Annotated in this window: 15 protein-coding genes; 6 read left to right on the plus strand and 9 right to left on the minus strand. The window is 68.3% G+C overall.

What is annotated here, in order from left to right; genetic code table 11:
• Window positions 1-25: 25 nt before the first annotated feature.
• The 3 genes from BLU38_RS18930 to BLU38_RS18940 all read right to left on the minus strand — a co-directional run bounded on the left by BLU38_RS18930 (window position 26) and on the right by BLU38_RS18940 (window position 3,069).
• Window positions 26-766, minus strand: a complete 741-nt coding sequence (locus BLU38_RS18930; RefSeq protein ID WP_231919926.1) for a DUF2306 domain-containing protein — start codon at window positions 764-766, stop codon at window positions 26-28.
• 210 nt (window positions 767-976) lie between these two features.
• Window positions 977-1,636, minus strand: a complete 660-nt coding sequence (locus BLU38_RS18935; RefSeq protein ID WP_091527016.1) for a DedA family protein — start codon at window positions 1,634-1,636, stop codon at window positions 977-979.
• A gap of 152 nt (window positions 1,637-1,788) precedes the next feature.
• Entirely contained in the window at window positions 1,789-3,069 is a 1,281-nt protein-coding gene (locus BLU38_RS18940) for a citrate synthase (protein WP_091527017.1), read from the minus strand.
• A gap of 329 nt (window positions 3,070-3,398) precedes the next feature.
• Between BLU38_RS18940 and rplM the strand changes: the two genes are divergently transcribed.
• The 3 genes from rplM to glmM all read left to right on the plus strand — a co-directional run bounded on the left by rplM (window position 3,399) and on the right by glmM (window position 5,875).
• Complete coding sequence (gene rplM / locus BLU38_RS18945; RefSeq protein WP_091527018.1) at window positions 3,399-3,842, plus strand: 50S ribosomal protein L13; 444 nt, start codon at window positions 3,399-3,401, stop codon at window positions 3,840-3,842.
• 31 nt (window positions 3,843-3,873) lie between these two features.
• Window positions 3,874-4,428, plus strand: a complete 555-nt coding sequence (gene rpsI, locus BLU38_RS18950; RefSeq protein ID WP_231919927.1) for a 30S ribosomal protein S9 — start codon at window positions 3,874-3,876, stop codon at window positions 4,426-4,428.
• An 82-nt stretch (window positions 4,429-4,510) separates the two neighbouring features.
• Window positions 4,511-5,875 (plus strand): phosphoglucosamine mutase, encoded by a 1,365-nt coding sequence (gene glmM / locus BLU38_RS18955; protein ID WP_091527020.1) that lies wholly within the window; start codon window positions 4,511-4,513, stop codon window positions 5,873-5,875.
• Window positions 5,876-5,971: 96 nt separating this feature from the next.
• Here glmM and BLU38_RS18960 read toward each other — a convergent pair whose 3' ends face one another.
• From BLU38_RS18960 to BLU38_RS18975, 4 genes are all read right to left on the minus strand, one after another.
• Window positions 5,972-8,200, minus strand: a complete 2,229-nt coding sequence (locus BLU38_RS18960; RefSeq protein ID WP_231919928.1) for a glucosidase family protein — start codon at window positions 8,198-8,200, stop codon at window positions 5,972-5,974.
• Window positions 8,201-8,203: 3 nt separating this feature from the next.
• A complete protein-coding gene (locus tag BLU38_RS18965; protein ID WP_091527021.1) occupies window positions 8,204-10,042 on the minus strand; it encodes a class I mannose-6-phosphate isomerase in 1,839 nt (612 codons plus the stop codon).
• Entirely contained in the window at window positions 10,035-10,964 is a 930-nt protein-coding gene (locus BLU38_RS18970) for an ROK family protein (protein WP_091527022.1), read from the minus strand. Before BLU38_RS18970 ends, BLU38_RS18965 begins: the two co-directional genes overlap by 8 nt.
• A 71-nt stretch (window positions 10,965-11,035) precedes the next feature.
• Entirely contained in the window at window positions 11,036-12,097 is a 1,062-nt protein-coding gene (locus BLU38_RS18975) for a LacI family DNA-binding transcriptional regulator (RefSeq protein WP_231919929.1), read from the minus strand.
• A gap of 146 nt (window positions 12,098-12,243) precedes the next feature.
• Here BLU38_RS18975 and BLU38_RS18980 point away from each other — a divergent pair, with 146 nt between their 5' ends.
• Window positions 12,244-13,368 (plus strand): DUF4185 domain-containing protein, encoded by a 1,125-nt coding sequence (locus BLU38_RS18980; protein ID WP_157683555.1) that lies wholly within the window; start codon window positions 12,244-12,246, stop codon window positions 13,366-13,368.
• A 34-nt stretch (window positions 13,369-13,402) separates the two neighbouring features.
• On the opposite strand, the gene BLU38_RS18985 is transcribed toward BLU38_RS18980, so the two are convergent.
• Window positions 13,403-13,603 (minus strand): hypothetical protein, encoded by a 201-nt coding sequence (locus tag BLU38_RS18985; RefSeq protein ID WP_091527024.1) that lies wholly within the window; start codon window positions 13,601-13,603, stop codon window positions 13,403-13,405.
• A gap of 6 nt (window positions 13,604-13,609) precedes the next feature.
• Complete coding sequence (locus BLU38_RS18990; protein WP_172836180.1) at window positions 13,610-15,901, minus strand: ATP-binding protein; 2,292 nt, start codon at window positions 15,899-15,901, stop codon at window positions 13,610-13,612.
• A gap of 255 nt (window positions 15,902-16,156) precedes the next feature.
• On the opposite strand from BLU38_RS18990, the gene BLU38_RS18995 reads away from it, so the two are divergent.
• On the plus strand, window positions 16,157-16,540 hold the full coding sequence (locus tag BLU38_RS18995; RefSeq protein ID WP_091527026.1) for a response regulator: 384 nt from the start codon (window positions 16,157-16,159) through the stop codon (window positions 16,538-16,540).
• On the plus strand, window positions 16,537-17,055 hold the full coding sequence (locus tag BLU38_RS19000) for an Hpt domain-containing protein (protein WP_157683556.1): 519 nt from the start codon (window positions 16,537-16,539) through the stop codon (window positions 17,053-17,055). Before BLU38_RS18995 ends, BLU38_RS19000 begins: the two co-directional genes overlap by 4 nt.
• The last annotated feature ends 11 nt before the right edge of the window (window positions 17,056-17,066 follow it).

Raw genomic sequence — 17,066 nt, forward strand, 5'->3', positions numbered from 1 at the left:
CACGATAGTCATCGCGATGGCGTCCTCAGCGGCTCCGCCGGGTCGGGCGACGCCTCCGGTGCAGCCACCACTCGGCGATCAACAGGTTGACCACCCAGCTGAGCCAGGTCGAGAGCCCGATCGCGGCGGTCATCGCCGGGCCCTCCCCGGTGGGGGCGAAGACGACGACGCAGAGCACCAGCCAGAACCGGTTGGCCACGATCGAGAAGGCCAGCGCGAAGCTGCGGATCATCCACTCTCGGTGATCACCGAACCGGCGTTGCCGCACGGCCCGGTAGCCCATCGCGGTGCACAGACCGAAGAGCAGTGCCAGCATCGTGTTGCCGACCTGCTGGACCGGTCCGCCGGGCGGGAACTGAGCGACGATCAGACTCCCGACGGTCACCGGAATCGCTGCCAGGACATAGATCCGGCCGCTCCAGCGATGGACGGCGATGTGCTTGCGGCGCAACCACGGCCACAGCTGCATGGCGGCACAGCAGAGCATGATCGACCCGGCGAAGATGTGAATCACCAGGGCGGGGTAGAAGATCGCCGAGTGCGGGACCGGCACTCGCGAGGTGTCCGGGTCGAGCGACAGGTAGGGCGGCAGCGCGTAGATCAGGAACGCCGCGGTGATCACTGCCAGCGGAACGATGCCACGCAGCATCCTGAACCAGGTCCGTCGTCTGGTCGTCCGGTGCCGGTCCGGGGTGGAATCACTGGTGCTGGTGCTGGTGCTGGTGCTGGTGCTGGGCTCGGCGGTCCGCGGGTCGGTGATCGTCATGATCAACATCCTGGTCAGCGCCGGCTGCCGGCGACATGAGGCGGACCGGCCGACCGCCGCGGGGGATAACCCGACACTCCGACTCGGTCGCGGGCGGTCGCGGGCGATTCCTCAGCACGTGATGCCGAATCGCCCTTGATCAGCAACGAACGGGGGTCATTTCGCATCAGGTGATACGAAATGACCCCCGGAGGGTGGGTGTGAGGGGCGTCAGCCGACCGGGGTCGGCTCACGGTCCGCGGCGCGGGTCAGCTCGGCACGTTCGATGCGAGCTGCCCGCCGACGGCGGATCAGGGCCAGGATCTGGTCCACGGCGAAGCCGACGATCATGCCCAGGCCGATGGCGAGCCCGACGCCGAGGACGGGATGTGCGGCCACCCAGGCGCCGCCGATGGTGCCGATCACCAGGGAGTAGATCGCCCACAGCGTGGAGGAGGCGACGGTCAGCGGGCGGTAGACCCGGCGCGGGATCCGGGTGGCGCCGGCGACCAGGCTGATCGCGACCCGGCCGCCGGGGATGAAGCGGCCGGCCAGCACCGCCGAGGACACCCGACGGTCCAGGGCTGCGGCCGCCTTCGTCATCGCCTTGGTGAACCAGGGTCTGTGCATCCAGCGGAATCGGGTGATCCCGATACCGCGGCCGATCTCGTACGCGAGATTGTCGCCGACCCAGGCTGCTGCGGCGGCCACGATGCCGAGGATCAGCAGCGACGGATGACCGGTGCCGACACCGATCGCGGCCAGTCCGATCACGATCGATTCGCTGGGCACCAGCGGAAAGATCCCGTCGATGATGATCAGAGCGGCGACCGCGAGCAACACCCACGGTGATCCGGCGGCGGCCAGGATGAACTGGCTGAGGACGTCCATGCATCAAGTCCACCGGATCCGGCCGTCCCAGGCGATGGGGCAGAGCCCCGGACCCAACCTCCGGTTAACCCCCGCACCCAACCCGCCGACCCGTCACTTCCTCCTCGAAACGCGCCGAAAACCGGGGAGCAATTGGCGGGTCGGCGGGGTGGTCAGCGCTTGTCGATCGGGACGAAGTCGCGGGTCCGGGCGCCGGTGTAGACCTGCTTCGGGCGGGCGATCTTCTGCTCCTTGTCGCCGCTCAGCTCTTCCCATTGGGCCAGCCAGCCGGGCATCCGGCCGATCGCGAACAGCACGGTGAACATCTCCGGCGGGAACTGCAGGGCCTCATAGATCAGACCGGAGTAGAAGTCCACGTTCGGGTAGAGCTTGCGGGAGACGAAGTACTCGTCCTCCAGGGCGATCTTCTCCAGCTCCAGGGCGATCTTCAGCAGCGGGTTGACCCCGGTGACCTCGAAGACCCCGTCGGCGGCCTGCTTGATGATCTTGGCCCGCGGGTCGTAGTTCTTGTAGACCCGGTGTCCGAAGCCCATCAGCCGTTCGTTGCCGGCCTTCACACCCTCGATGAACTCCGGAATGTTGGACACGTCGCCGATCCGACGCAGCATCCGCAGCACGGCCTCGTTCGCGCCACCGTGCAGCGGCCCGTAGAGGGCACCGACCCCGGCCGCGATCGCCGAGTACGGGTCGACACCGGAGGAGCCGACCGAGCGGACCGCGTTGGCCGAGCAGTTCTGCTCATGATCGGCGTGCAGGATGAACAGGATCTCCAGCGCCCGGGACAGCCGCGGATCGGCGTCGTACTTGCGCTCGCTCATCTTGAACAGCATGGCCAGGAAGTTGTCGACGTAGGACAGCTCGTTGTCCGGATAGACGTACGGCTTGCCCTGGCCGTGCCGGAAGGCGAACGCACCCAGGGTCGGCATCTTCGCGATCAGCCGGGTCGCCTGCAGCTTGCGGTTGTCCGGATCGCCGATGTCGCGGGCGTCGGGGTAGAACGTGGACAGCGCGGCGATCGCGGCCATCGTCATGCCCATCGGGTGGGCGTCGTACCGGAAACCCTCGATGAAGGTCTTGATGTTCTCGTGCAGGAACGTGTGGAAGGTGATGTCGTGCGTCCACTGCTCCAGCTGCGCGCTGTTGGGCAGTTCGCCGTTCAGCAGCAGATAGGCGACCTCGAGGAAGGTCGAGGACTCGGCCAGCTGCTCGATCGGGTAGCCGCGATACTCCAGAATCCCGGCGTCGCCGTCGATGTAGGTGATCGCGCTCCGGCAGGAGGCGGTGTTCACGAAGCCCGGGTCGTAGGTGGCCAGCCCCGGCTCACCATCAACGGCGATCTGCTTCAGATCTGCGGCGCGGATCGTGCCGTCAGTGATGGCGACCTCGTAATCCCGTCCGGTCCGGTTGTCGCGAATGGTGAGGGTTTCGGTCATGGGCTCAACCTACGCGCGCGGCGTTCGAACCGGCCACTCCGGGTCGTGAACAACCGGTATGATCTGGGCCACCTGGCAGCCGCCGCTTCGGCGTGTCGACTGGCCTCGGGTGCACTCGACCCTCTCGTTTTGACCAGGAGTGTTTCCGGCAGGTAATCTTGCACGCTGTTGCGCTCAGCGCACCGTGGGTCAGTCGTGCCGCCGTATCCGGTGGTGGCCCAGTCGGTGCCCGGTCCTCGGGTCGGATTGAGCGTCAGCCCTGTGCACAGCAAGCTCGGTGCACAGCCGAAGCCCAGTACATCAGTAGCGAAGAAAGATGGTCTGCGACCGTGTCCACGTACAGCCCGAAGCCCGGTGACATCACCCGGGAATGGCATGTCATTGATGCCTCCGACGTCGTCCTGGGTCGTCTCGCCGTCACCGTGGCGGGCCTGCTGCGCGGCAAGCACAAGCCGACCTTCGCTCCGCATGTCGACGGCGGCGATTTCGTCGTCATCGTCAACGCCTCCAAGATCGCGCTGACCGGCAACAAGCGCACCGACAAGCTGGCCTACCGGCACTCCGGTCGGCCCGGTGGCCTGAAGTCCATCAGCTACGGCGAACTGCTCGACACCGATCCGCGCAAGGCCGTGGAGAAGGCGGTCTGGGGCATGCTGCCGAAGAACCGGCTGAGCCGGAAGCTGATCAGCAAGCTCAAGGTGTATGCCGGTCCGGAACACCCGCACACCGCGCAGCAGCCGAAGGCCTACGAGATCACCCAGCTCGCCCAGTAACACCCGCAGATTCCCAGGAGACTCACCGACCGTGACTGAGAACGTAACCGAGGCCCAGGCGCCCGAGGCGGCTCAGGCCGACACCCTCGAGGCGACCGAGGAGGCCACCACCTTCACCGAAGGTGACAAGGAGATCGCCTACCGCAGCGAGGCCGCCGAGAGCCGTGGCGCGACCCCGGGCAGCCGGGCCGCCGTGATCGCTCCGGCCGCTGCCACCGGCCGCCGCAAGGAGGCCATCGCTCGGGTCCGGATCGTTCCGGGCACCGGCAACTGGACCATCAACGGTCGCACCCTGGATCAGTACTTCCCGAACAAGGTGCACCAGCAGATCGCCTCCGAGCCGTTCAGCACGGCCGCGGTCGAGGGCTCCTACGACGTCATCGCCCGGATCAACGGTGGCGGCATCAGCGGCCAGGCCGGTGCGCTGCGACTCGGTGTCGCCCGCGCACTGAACGAGGTCGACGCCGAGGCCAGCCGGCCGAGCCTGAAGAAGGCCGGCATGCTGACTCGGGACGCCCGGATCAAGGAACGGAAGAAGGCCGGCCTGAAGAAGGCTCGCAAGGCTCCGCAGTACAGCAAGCGCTGATCAATACCGGCCTGTCGGCCCCCTGGGACATCGCGATGTCCTGGGCGGTCGGTGGGCCGGTTTTCTTTGGAGGGGGCGTTACGTGGGGCGGTTGTTCGGTACCGATGGCGTACGCGGGGTCGCGAACGTCGATCTGACGGCGGGCCTCGCGCTCGACCTCTCGGTCGCGGCGGCGCATGTGCTCGGTGAGGCAGGCGAGCTGGACCGAAGTCCGGTAGCCGTCGTCGGCCGGGACCCGCGGGCTTCCGGGGAATTCCTCGAAGCCGCCGTCGTCGCCGGACTCGCCAGCGCCGGGATCAATGCCGTACGGCTCGGCGTGCTGCCCACCCCGGCGGTGGCCCATCTGACCGGCGCGACCGCCGCCGATTTCGGCGTGATGATCTCCGCCAGCCACAACCCGATGCCGGACAACGGCATCAAGTTCTTCGCCCGCGGCGGCGCCAAACTGGACGACGCCTTGGAAGACGCCATCGAACGCCGACTCGGCGAGGCCTGGCCGCGGCCGACCGGCGCCGGCGTCGGCCGGGTCACCGATCAGCCCGGCAAGGTCGAGGACTACATCGATCACCTGGTCCGAACCGTCGGCTCTGCTGCCGACGCACCAGGCGGTTCGCTGTCCGGCATCCACGTCGTCGTCGACTGCGCCAACGGTGCCGCGTACGCCACCGCCGAGCAGACCTACCGGCGACTGGGCGCGACGGTGACCGCGATCAATGCCGAGCCGAACGGTCTGAACATCAACGACGGTTGCGGCTCCACCCATGTCGACGGCCTGCAGAAGGCCGTCGTCCAGCTCGGTGCCGATCTCGGCATCGCGCTGGACGGCGACGCGGACCGCTGCCTGGCCGTCGATGCCGACGGTCAGCTGATCGACGGTGATCAGATCCTGGCCATCCTCGCCCTGGGGCTGCAGCAGGTCGGCCAGCTGCCCGGCGACACCCTGGTCGCCACCGTGATGAGCAATCTCGGCCTGACCCAGGCGATGAATCGGCACGGGATCCGGGTCGAGCAGACCAAGGTCGGTGACCGCTACGTCCTGGAGTCGATGCGGGCCGGCGGCTTCGCGATCGGCGGCGAACAGTCCGGTCACGTGGTGCTCGCCGAGCACGCCACCACCGGCGACGGCGTGCTGACCGGGCTGCACCTGATGAACCGGATGGCCCGGACCGGCAGTTCGTTGGCCGAGCTGGCCGCGGTGATGGAGCGGCTGCCGCAGGTCCTGGTGAACGTCACCGACGTGGACAAGAGTCGCACCGAGACCGCACCCGCGCTGCGCGATGCCGTCGCCGCTGCCAGCGCCGAACTCGGCGAGACCGGTCGAGTGCTGCTGCGCCCGTCCGGCACCGAATCCCTGGTCCGGGTGATGGTCGAGGCCCCGTCGGTCGATCTCGCCCAGACCGTCGCCGAGCGCCTCGCCGCGGTCGTCCGCACCTCGCTCGCGATCTGACTCCTCGACGAGAAAGCGGGAACCTGCGGCTGGATACTCCCAGCTCGGCGACAGTGGGTGGTTTGAAGCCGCATACTCGCGGCACGAATCCACCCACTAACGCGGCGGGTCCTGCTGTCGGGTGACGGTGCCGTCGGCGTGGACGTCGACCGAGGTGTCGCCGATCCGGAGATTGCGCAGCACCGCCTGCGGGTCGAGGCGGGCGACACAACCGGCCGGGTGCAGGGTGCCGTCGGCGGCCGGCCCGGCACCGAACAGCGACTCGATGATCATGCCGGTCCAGGCTCCGGCCGAGGAACAGGCCCAGTCGATGATGTAGGGCAGTTGCGGTGGCGCTTTGCGTGCGCCGCCGTTGATCGGCGGCATCGCCTCCTCGACGAAGTGTGCCTGACCGGGTGGTCCTTGGTTGGCGCTGCGGGCCAGCCCGGGCAGCCAGTCCAGAGCGACGTCGGCACCGCCGAGGGCGACCAGCGCCCGGGCGGCATCCGCCGGCCAGGCGGGGTAGGCGCCGTTCCATTGGTGGTCGGGCCGGACGCTGAAGCTGGCGTCCGGGTCCCAGGGTGACAACGCGTGCAGCCAGCTCGGGCTGCGTAGTTCGTCGCCGAAGAAGGTGATCATCTCGGCCCGGATCGGCTCCGGCAGGTCGCCGCCGATGGTGGATCCGACCACGCTGAAGTCGTAGCAGTGCCGCACACCGAGCCGGGTACCGTCGGGTTGCCGGGCGGCGAAGTAGCCGGTGCCGTCCTGGTAGAGCTCCAGCACTGCCGGCAGCAGCCGGTCGGCATCCGCGCGCAGGGTCGCGGCGTTCTGATGATCACCGGCGATCTCGAGGAGTGCTGCGGTGGTCCGCAGGTTCCAGACGTTGGCGGCGTTCAGACCCGCCACTTCGTGGGTGTAGGAACTGACACATTCCAGCAGGTTGTCGATCTCGCCGTAGTCGGCCAGGGCGACGCCGGCAGCCGGGCTCGACGAGCCGTACAGCCGTTGCCAGGCGTACGCCCAGTCCTGAAGATGATCAAGGACCCGGCCACCGTCCGGCCGTGGACGGCTGGTCAGGAAGTCCCGATCAGCGGTGAACCGGACGTAGTCGTTCACCAACCGGGTCAACGCGTAGTCGTTCACCGAATACCACTGACCGACCGGCCCGCCGGTCAGCGAGCTGGTCCCGAACAGGCTGTGGATGTCGGCCGCGATCCAGTGCTCCAGTTGCCGCCGCATCGGCTCCGGATCGAGCAGTGCGTGCACGATCGAGCTCAGGCTGAAGTCCCAGATGAAGGTGGTCGTCGCCCAGTAGTTCGGCATCAAGGTGTCGTAGCTGCGCCCGAGGACGTTGCCGGGATAGTCGCGGCGGAACCAGATCACCCCGAGCGCACCCCACCAGTAGAGCCGGCGCAGTGCCGCGTCGTCGGTCTCCAATACCGGCAGATGACCGGAGAATTCGTCGTTGCCCGGCGTGAACGCCGACCGCAGCTGATGGTCCCAGAACCCTTCGGCGGCAGCGATCGCGGCCGGTACGTCGGCCGCGATCCGGTCGAACGCCGCCGTAACGGCTGCACGGTCGGTGCCGACGGTCTGGACATAGCCCAGTCGTCGCGTTGCGCCGGCCGCGATCGACAACAATGCGCGGACGCTGCCGCCCCGGGCAGCGCCGCCGAAGCCGGACTCCCATTGTTCGGAGCTGTTCACGGCCACCCCGCTGAGCCGGACCTCGGCGTCGACGTCCACCCCCTGCACGCTGATCGCTCCCGAGGCCCCTGAGTCTGTCGACGGGCCGGTACTGCTGCCGGGTTGCGATCGCGGACCTTCGACGGGCTCAGGACCCTTGCCGGTGAAGATCAACTTCGGGCCGTCGCGTTCGACGCTGTTGCGGGCGCTCGGCGCTTCGGCCGACAGCCAGCTGTCGGTGGTCGTGGCGACCCGCGCGTTCAGTGCCAGTCCGATCGCCACGTCGCGATCCTCGGTGCCGGTGTTGGTGACTCGGATGTCGATCGCGACGGCCTGCTCGCCGGGGACGCAGACGGTGCTGGTCTCCAACCGCAGGCCGGGCAGTTCGACGCTGCGCAGCACCCGGTCCGGCCGCCACTGATGGCTGACCTGGACCCCGTAGGAGGCGAACACCCGGTCGTCGACGAAGAGCGTCGCGGTCGGCGCCAGGCCCTGGCCGACCGGCGGAAAGGTGACCGCGCTGAGCTGGGTCGGATCATGATCAACACGGACGGTGCCGAGGAAGTTGGTCAGCCCGGCCGGTGCGATCAGGTCGTCGTAGTGATGACGAACCGGATCGGCGGCAAGATCATCGACGGTCGGGATACCCGGCAGCGTCACCCGTCAGGCCCCTTCGCCGTCGCTGGTGCCGCGGACGTAGGCCTTGACCGTGGCGAACTGCTCGCTGCGCGACCGAGCTGTCCGGCGGATCTGGTAGCGCCCGACCGCGGCGGGCACGATGAAGGTCTCGGCGTAGTGCACGACGAACGGCTCGAAGGACCCGTCGACACTGACCACCTCGACCTCGTCGCCTTCCACCAGGTTGAGCACGTTCACCGTACCGGCGGTGTCGTGGTCGACCCGGTCGGCGAACCAGTGCCGCCGGACCTCGATGAACTCCAGTTCATGCAGGCCGGTCCGCTCCTCGCGGACGCCGTCGGCGGCGCTGATCAACTCCGGACCTGCGGCCAGATTCTTCTGCACCCACGCGGTGTCCCGGTCCCACTGGATGTTGGCGGCACCATGATCAAGATGGACCGGTCGCGGCACACCGTCCAGCCCGACCCGTCCCCAGTCCCACAGTTTGAAGGTGAAGATGAACGGCGTCGCCGAGATCTCCAGCACCATCGAATCGGCGCCGGAGCAGTGCACGGTGCCGGCCGGGATCGCAAAATGATCATGCTTGCGGGCCGGGAAGGCGTTGATGTAGGCGTCGGTGTCGAACGGTCGCTCCGCCCGTTGCGCGGCACGAAGATCATCGAGCATCGCCTGCCGATCGATCCCGGTCTTCAGCCCGAGATAGACCTTCGCGTCATCCGAGGCGTCCAACAGGTAGTAGCTCTCGTCCTGGGTGTAGTGCATCCCGAAGGTGTTCTGGATGTAGTCGGTCAGCGGATGCACCTGCAGTGACAGATTGCCGCCGCCGACGGTGTCCAGGAAGTCGAACCGGATCGGGAATTCGGCACCGAACCGGGCGAAGGTCTTGGCTCCCAGCAGTTCTCGGGGCTGCAGCAGCACCAGGTCCAGGGCAGGGATCTCGACGACCCTGCCGTCGGCCTCCAGCAGCAGTGAATTCTCCTCCGGTACGCAGTCGAAGCACCAGGCGAAGTTGGCTGCTGCCGGATCCAGGCCGAGGTTCTGCTGCATCCAGTGGCCGCCCCAGACGCCGGGATCGAAGAACGGCACCACCCGAAGCGGTGCCTTGGCCGCGTCCGCCAGTCCGGTCCGGAACGCGTCGCCGGTGATCATCCCGGCCGGGTGCCCGGCACCGGAGCTGTGCCCGATCGCGTTCCCGTCCAGCACGAAGTCGATCTTTTCGAAGAGCGTGCGCTTGTGTCGATCGGCGACCCGCCACTCGACGAAGAAGCCCCGCTTGTACTTGCGCAGGTTGTCCTCGGCACCGTTGTCGCAGCGCCAGTTCGGCGCACCGGCACGGTGTCGTTGCTGCAGTTCCCAGCGGGCCATGTCCACCAGCACCAAGGCGTCGGCGTCGGGTGCTGCCAGTGCCGCGCCCCAGCCGACCAGGACGACCGGCTCGGCGCGACCGTCGAGATCGGTTGCCAGAGCGGCGAGCCGATCGGCGTCGTAGAAGATGTCGATCGTGGCGTGGCTGAGCACTCCGAAGACCCGGTCGTCGGTCAGGTTGTCGGCGATCCGGGCGTCGATGTCGGCGATCGGCCGGGCAGCCGCTTCCTCGACGTCGATCACGTCGGCGTCGGGCAGGGCGGCGGCGATCTCGTTGATCACGGTCGCCAGATCGGTGCCGGGGTAGCAGTCGACGACGATCACCGGACCTCGATCACCGGCGCGTCCGCGCGCCGACTCCAGCACGGCACGCCAGGCGGCGTCGCCGGACTCGACCCTGGTGCCGGCCGGCAGCTTGATGGTCGGCTGTCGGACGTAATTGCTGGTGCCCGCAACGGGCCGGGTCGTGGTGGGAGAGGCTGATCGGGTGTCAGGCACGTACGGTCCTCGTCTGGTCGGGCTGCTGGAGATGGTCGGCTTGTTCGATCCGGTCGGCAAGTGCTCCGAGGCCGCGCAGCACCGACCATTCGGGGCGTTCGGGGGAGATCAGCGGCGGTCGGTGGCTGGAGGACCACAGCCGCTGGTGGACGTAGTGGGTCAGGGCGGGCAGCACCCGGTCGACCGACCGCAGCACGGCACCGGTGACGATCACCACCTCCGGGTCGTAGGCGTGACAGAGGTTGACGATCGCAGCGCCCCAGACCTGCAACACCCGGTCGCGGTCGCTGCGGGTGGGCTCATCGATCTGCTCGGGTGCAGTGTCGAAGAGATCTCGGAGACCGCCGGGGTAGCGGTCACGCAGTGCCCAGGTGCTGGCGACGGCTTCGGCGCAGCCGCGATTGCCGCAGTTGCAGATCGGGCCGTCCAGCTCGACGGTGGAATGCCCGCCGAGGATGCCGGCGTGATCATGGCGACCGCGGAGCAGCACGCCGTCGATGATGGCCGCGCTGCCGATCCCGGTGCCGAGGGTGACGATCACCGCATCCCGGGCGCCGACGGCGCAGCCGTAGCTGAGCTCGCCGAGCAACGCTGCGCGACCGTCGTTCTCGATCACCGCAGGGAGTCCGATGGTCTGTCGCGCCCAGACCCGCAGATCGCGGTCGCCGAGATAGCCGTACTTGCCGTGCGCGCGGACCAGGCGGCCGGCGTCCCGGTCGACGACTCCGGGCAGCGCGAGACCGGCGCCGGTGACGGCGGTGCCGGAGGAACGCCGGATCAGGTCGGTCGCGGTGCGAGCGGCTCGGTCCAGGTCGCTCGCATCACCGGTGACGGTCAGCTGTGCGGTCTCGACGATGGTGCCTGCGTCGAGAATGCCGAGCTTGACGGCGCTACCGCCGAAGTCGATTGCCAGGCCGGCCATGGTCCCTCCTCCCGATTCATCCTTGGTAACGTTACCTAGAACGTTTCGAGGATAGCAAGGGCAGGGTCGCGCTACTGCCGGATGACTCGCAACGTCACCGGCAGCTCGACGGTGCGCGGAGCCTCCGGTTGTACCCCGCCGGGCAGCCGATCGAACAGCAGTCGCGCAGCCTCCGCGCCGAGTTGGCGGGCGTCATGATCGATCACGGTCAGCGGGACCGGGGTCAGGTCGGCGAGCTCGAAGCTGTCGAATCCCACCAGAGCGGGAAAGTCACCCGGACCGGTGCCCGTACGCAGTCGCCTGCTGATCTCCTGCAGGGCGCCGATGGTGTTGCGGTTGTTGGCGCTGAAGATCGCCGTCGGGGAATCGGGCTGGTCGAGCAGGTCGGCCGTCGCAGCCCGGGCCGACTCGACGTCCTGCTGGTCGCGTTGCACCAGCGCGGGATCGGCGGCCAGGCCGTGCTCGGCCAGTGCCTGTTCGAAGCCGCGATAGCGACGCTGCCCGGTGAACACCGACACGGCATTGCCCAGATACCCGATCCGCCGATGGCCGGCGGTCAGCAGTCGCTCGGTGCCCTGTCGGGCGCCACCGATGTCGTCCAGGACGACGGTGTCGGCACCGATCCCGGGAACCTGCCGGGAGGCCAGCACCAGCGGCACCCGACCGAGGTGCTCCCCGCTCAGCTGATCCCCCTTCGGAGAATCATCATCGGATTCCTCGGTGTCGCGTCCGGACGGCACCACCACGAGCCCCTCGACCTGGCGTCCGATGAAGTCGGCGACCAGTTGTCGCTCGCGAGCCTGATCCTCGCCGGTGTTGCCCAGGATGATCCGCCGACCGTGCTGGGTGGCCACCTCCTCCACCCCGAGGCAAAAGGTGCCGTAGTACGGGTTGGCCAGGTTGGTGATCGCGACGCCGATCAGACCGCTGGCCTGCCCCGGGCGCAGGCTGCGGGCGTTCTCGTTGCGGTGATAACCCAGCTCGCGAACCGCCGCCAGCACCCGTTCCTGCAGGTCGGGCCGGACGCCGGAGCCGCCGGCCAGCGTCCTCGACACCGTCATCGGGCTGACCTCCGCACGCCGCGCAACCTCCTTGATCGTCGGTTGACGACCGGCGGGCGGCGGCAATGACACGGTGGTGCTCCTCTCGCGGAGTGCTGATCGCTGGCAGCCTAGAGAACCACAGTTCAGTACGGGCTGCTGCGGCCATGTCGATCAGTGCTCCCGTTGTGTTGGTAACGTTACCGATCCTGGCGCTCGACGACGAGGGGACATCGGAGATGACCGACCATCGAAGCCCGCGGCCCGCAGCGGCTGGACTGTCCCGCCGTGGCGTACTGACCGCGACGGCGATCGGGTTCGCCGGACTCGCCGTCGGTACCCGCGCGACGCCGGCAGCGGCCGGTCCGGATCGGGCGGTGATCGACGCCGAGCTGACCCGACTGTTCGGCGATTACGGTGACACCGCCGGGCGATGGACCGGTGCCGACTCCGCCTACAGCGTGCCGTTGCCCGACGGCCGCATCGCCTGGCTCTACTCCGACACGTTCCTCGGCACCGTCAACGCCGACCACTCCCGGCCCACGGACTCTCCGTTCATCCACAACTCGATCATCATCGATGATCATGGTGAGCTGACCACCTACACCGGCGGCACCCCGGACGCGCCACGTTCGCTGGTCGCACCGGAGGGGTCGGGGGACGAGACCGGCAGTTGGTACTGGTTCGGTGACGGCACCGTCGAGGGTGATCAGCTGCGGGTGTTGGTGCTCGAGTTCGAGAAGACCGGTGACGGCGTCTTCGATTTCGCGTTCGTCGCGACCGCGGTCGCGTCGTTCCGGCTGCCGGATCTCGCCGTCACCGTGCGGTCATTGCCGGACAGCCCGATCAGCTGGGCCTCGGCCGTCCTGGAGTGCGGCCGCTACAGCTACGTGTACGGCGTGGAGGATCTCCAGTCGACCAAGTACGCGCACCTGGCCCGGGTGCCCCGGGGCCGGTTGACCGAGTCGCCGTGGCAGTACTACGACGGCGCCGGCTGGTCCGCGGACCCGACAGCATCGGCCCGGATCCTGACCGGTGTCTCCAACGAGTTCAGCGTGCAGCGCCTCGGCGGGGTCGACGGCGGCGGATTCGGGCTGGTCACCGGTGACGCCCGGGAGTCGTTGAGCCCGGACATCCTGCTCTATCGCAGCAGCACCCCGACCGGACCGTTCACCGATCCGGTCCGGCTCTACAGCACGCCGGAAACCTCCGGAAACATCTTCACCTACAACGCGAAGTCCCATCCCGAACTCGCCGGTGACGGCGAGCTCCTGGTCACCTACAACGTCAACAGCTTCGACACCGCGGATGTCTACGCCGAGGTCGACAACTACCGGCCGCGCTACCTGCGCGTCCTCCGGTAGGGACCCGACAACGGCGTCCGACGCCGCAGAGCGGTCAGCGGCCGAAGAGGTTCTGGATGTCGGGCAGCAGGCTGATCCCGAGCACCAGCGCCAGGACCCCGAGCACCGCCGAGATCAGGATGCTGAACAGCGTCGCGCCGAGAGCGAAGAAGAAGCCGGCCTTGAGGGCCGTGCCGGCGCCGATGAGGACCTTGGTCTCCTGCGGGCGGTAGGCGGGAATTTCTTGGGTCGTCATAGTCGCTCAACCTACCGGTTCGGTCGTCGTTCCCGGCTCATCGACGCCACTCTCGTCCGGGTCGGGGTCGTCGTGATCGCCGCGGACCTCGGGCAGCGTGAAACGGAAGACGGCGCCGCCCTCGGCCGGGCTGTCGGCCCAGATGCTGCCGCCGTGACGTTCGACGATGCTCCGGCAGATCGCCAGCCCCAGACCACTGCCGCCCATCTCCCGGCCGTCGGAGCTGTCGACCTGTTCGAAGCGCTCGAACACCTGCTCCAGCTTGTCCTCCGGGATGCCGCGGCCCCGGTCGGCCACCCGGAAGATGATCATGCCGGTGGTCTCGTGCCGGCGGCTGTCCGGCGGACCCGGCCGGTCGTCGGCGGCTGCCCGGGGATCGTGCTCGGCCGGAGCGGCGGCGCGTGTTGCGCCGACCCGGACGACGCTTCCCTCGGGGGAGAACTTGATCGCATTACCGACCAGATTGACCAGTGTCTGCACGATCCGGTCGGCGTCGGCGTACACCATCCCGACGCTGGGCTCGATGCTCACCCGGACGCCGGCCTCGGCGGCGATCGGACGGAGTTGGGTGACGGCGGTCTCGACCAGCTCGGCCGCTCGTTGATCATGGAAATCCATCGGCATCGAGTCGGACTCCATCCGGTCGATGTCGAGGATGTCGTTGACCAGCCGGCCGAGTCGTTCGCTGCTGTTCAGGGCGATGTTGATCATGCGGCGGGCCTGCGGCGGGATCTCGCCGAGCCGCGGATCGGCCAACAGGCCAAGAGATCCGCGGATCGCGGTCAGCGGTGTCCGGAGTTCGTGGCTGACCACCGAGACGAACTCCCGCTTCATCCGATCGACCTCCCGGCGCTGGGTGATGTCGCGGAAGACGATCACCGCACCGGGGGAGTCGGTGCCGCTGTGCAACGGACTGGAAGTCACCTCGACCGGGATCACTCGTCCGTCCGCGGCCAGATAACTGTCCTCCTCGCCCCTGGTGGTGTATCCGCTGACGATGGACTCGGCGATGTAGCAGTCGCGATAGTCGTACGGTGTGTTGTCGGCCTGGGCAGCATGGAAATGATCATGGGCGTGCCGCCCGATCAACTCTTCGGCGGAATAGCCGAGGATCTTGGCTGCCGACGGATTGGCGAAGGTGACGACGCCGCGGGCGTCGACGCCGTAGATGCCGTCGCCGACCGAGTTCAGCAGCAACTCGCTCTGCCGGGTCATCGACACCAGCTCCCGGGTCCTGGTGTGGACCCGGCGTTCCAACGTCCGGCGGAGCATCTCGTTGTCGGCGATCAGGATCACCTGCCGGATCACCACTGCGGCGATCAGCAGCAGCCACAGCGCGCCGATCCATGGGCTGAGCACCGCCGGCGGACTCGGCGCATTGGCCCCGGCGGCAACCAGCAACAGGCCGAAGGTGATCACCGTGTCGGCGACCGGAGAGGCCTGGTTCTCCGGCGTCGGGTGGGTCGGACGGCGGGTCCGGCCGGGCATCCGGCCGGCGATCGCGATCGCTGCGTAGCCGCCGACCCAGCCCAATGGCACCGGTGAGGTGAAGACCGCGATGTCGTGCATCGCCAGCACCCAGCGGGCCAGATCGGTGCACGCCCAGCTGAGGAATCCCAGTGCCAGCATCGACAGCATCGGCCGATCCGAGCGATCGCCCCGGATCAGCAGGAAGCCGGCGACAACGGCCAGGATGGTGTCGTTGGTGACCAGGACGATCGCGTCCACCCGGGCGAACGGGTTCTCACCCGAGGCGATCACCGACGGCAGCGCCAGTACGGCGACGGTCAACAACACCGAACCGGCGACCACCACCCCGTCCATGATGATCCGCAGCAGCTCCAGGCCCCGCTGTCGGACTGCCGGGATGCTGCTCATGCCGGCGACGGACAGCACACCACCGATCACGAAGCCGATATCGCCGAAGCGGCCCAGGTCATCACGGCCCAGCGAACTCGTCACCGTGTGCCAGGCGTTGGTCAGGGCGGCCGCGATGCCGGCGCCGCAGAGCAGCGCCCAGGCCTTCCGCACCCGTCGCGGCCCGCGGAAGGCGGTGACCGCGGCGCTGACGATGAACGCGATCCCGCCGGCCAGTAGCCCGATCCCGTTGATCCACAGCATCGTCCGGTCGCTGAATGCTCCGGTCGCCTCCAGGATGCCGATCGCGAGCAGGACGGCGAAGACGACGGCGGCGGCGAGCACCGGACCGGTCAGCTGTGAGCGGCGTCGTGTGACCCTGCCGGCCGGTTGGTCGACCGAGACGTCGTGGCCGCGCACCTGTCCTACCCGACTGCTCAAACCTGCTGGCTTCTCCCGCTCGGGCCGCGCACGGCGGCGCGGCACATGCCCTGACTGCCTGCCCTGACTGGACCCGGTCATCGTAGCGACTACGATGTCGGGTGCTATCCGGCTCGATCGGGGGATCAGGGCTGCTCGCGTAGGAGGTCTCGGTTCTGTCCGCTGTGGCAGGCCGCCGGGAGGTGACACTGCTACGGGATGCGACGGGCACTTTGCTCGGGTCGGAACCGGGAAACAAGATGCGGCGGTGGAAGCATGACGCAAAAACACGTGCTGCTCGTCGATGATGACGCCTCAATCCGTGAAGTGATCCAACTGACCCTCGAGGTCGTTGGCGGCTGGGACGTGCAATTGGCCGCCAGCGGCGCCGAGGCATTGGAGCAGGTCCGCGACCGGCAGCCGGACGCGATCCTGCTGGACATGATGATGCCGGGGATGGATGGACCGACAACACTCAGCAAGATCCGACAGGCAGCAACCGGCGGGACCGTGCCGGTGATCCTGCTGTCGGCAAAACTCTCCCAGCGCCGCGACGACCAGCAACTGGCCGGACTCGGTGTCGCCGGCGTGATCGGCAAGCCGTTCGACCCGATCACGCTGCCGGAGCGGATCTCCAGCATCCTGGGGTGGGCGGCGTGAACGACTTCAAACCCGGCACCGGGCCGGTGGCGCCGTCGCCCGGCGACCCGATCGACTCCGACCCGGTGGAGACGTCGCCGCTGGGTGTGAAACCGCTGTGGCCAGGCCATTCGGCGCATCCGGATCGCCCCGCGCGGTCGGAAGACGCCGAACCTTCCCCGACGGCGGCGCATGGTCTGCTCGGCACCGACGACGCGGGGGGCCGGGTCGCCGACATCATGGACCGGGCCCGCGAACGCAATCTGGGCCGGGCCGAGGAACTCGCCGGCTGGGTGAAGGCCGCCGAGCAGGGCGAGCTGACCCATGACGGCCGGCTGGTCGCTGCCGAGGTCGCCCATCAGCTGGCCGGGTCGGCCGGTACGTTCGGTTACCAGGCGGCGACCGATCGGGCCCGCGAGATCGAAGGCATCTTCGCCGAGGAACAACCCGCCGAGGCCTGGGAACGGGCCGCCGATTGCGTCCAGGATCTGGTCCGCCGGCTGCACGAACCGCCCGAGGGCGGCTCGGTCCGATAGCGCTCCGGCCG

The sequence above is a fragment of the Microlunatus soli genome, from assembly GCF_900105385.1.
Lineage (GTDB): Bacteria > Actinomycetota > Actinomycetes > Propionibacteriales > Propionibacteriaceae > Microlunatus > Microlunatus soli.

Coding starts and splice junctions, on each gene's coding strand:
- BLU38_RS18930 (WP_231919926.1), bottom strand. CDS start 766: ATGACGATCACCGACCCGCGGACCGCCGAGCCCAGCACCAGCACCAGC.
- BLU38_RS18935 (WP_091527016.1), bottom strand. CDS start 1,636: ATGGACGTCCTCAGCCAGTTCATCCTGGCCGCCGCCGGATCACCGTGG.
- BLU38_RS18940 (WP_091527017.1), bottom strand. CDS start 3,069: ATGACCGAAACCCTCACCATTCGCGACAACCGGACCGGACGGGATTAC.
- BLU38_RS18970 (WP_091527022.1), bottom strand. CDS start 10,964: ATGGCCGGCCTGGCAATCGACTTCGGCGGTAGCGCCGTCAAGCTCGGC.
- BLU38_RS18980 (WP_157683555.1), top strand. CDS start 12,244: ATGACCGACCATCGAAGCCCGCGGCCCGCAGCGGCTGGACTGTCCCGC.
- BLU38_RS18985 (WP_091527024.1), bottom strand. CDS start 13,603: ATGACGACCCAAGAAATTCCCGCCTACCGCCCGCAGGAGACCAAGGTC.
- BLU38_RS18995 (WP_091527026.1), top strand. CDS start 16,157: ATGACGCAAAAACACGTGCTGCTCGTCGATGATGACGCCTCAATCCGT.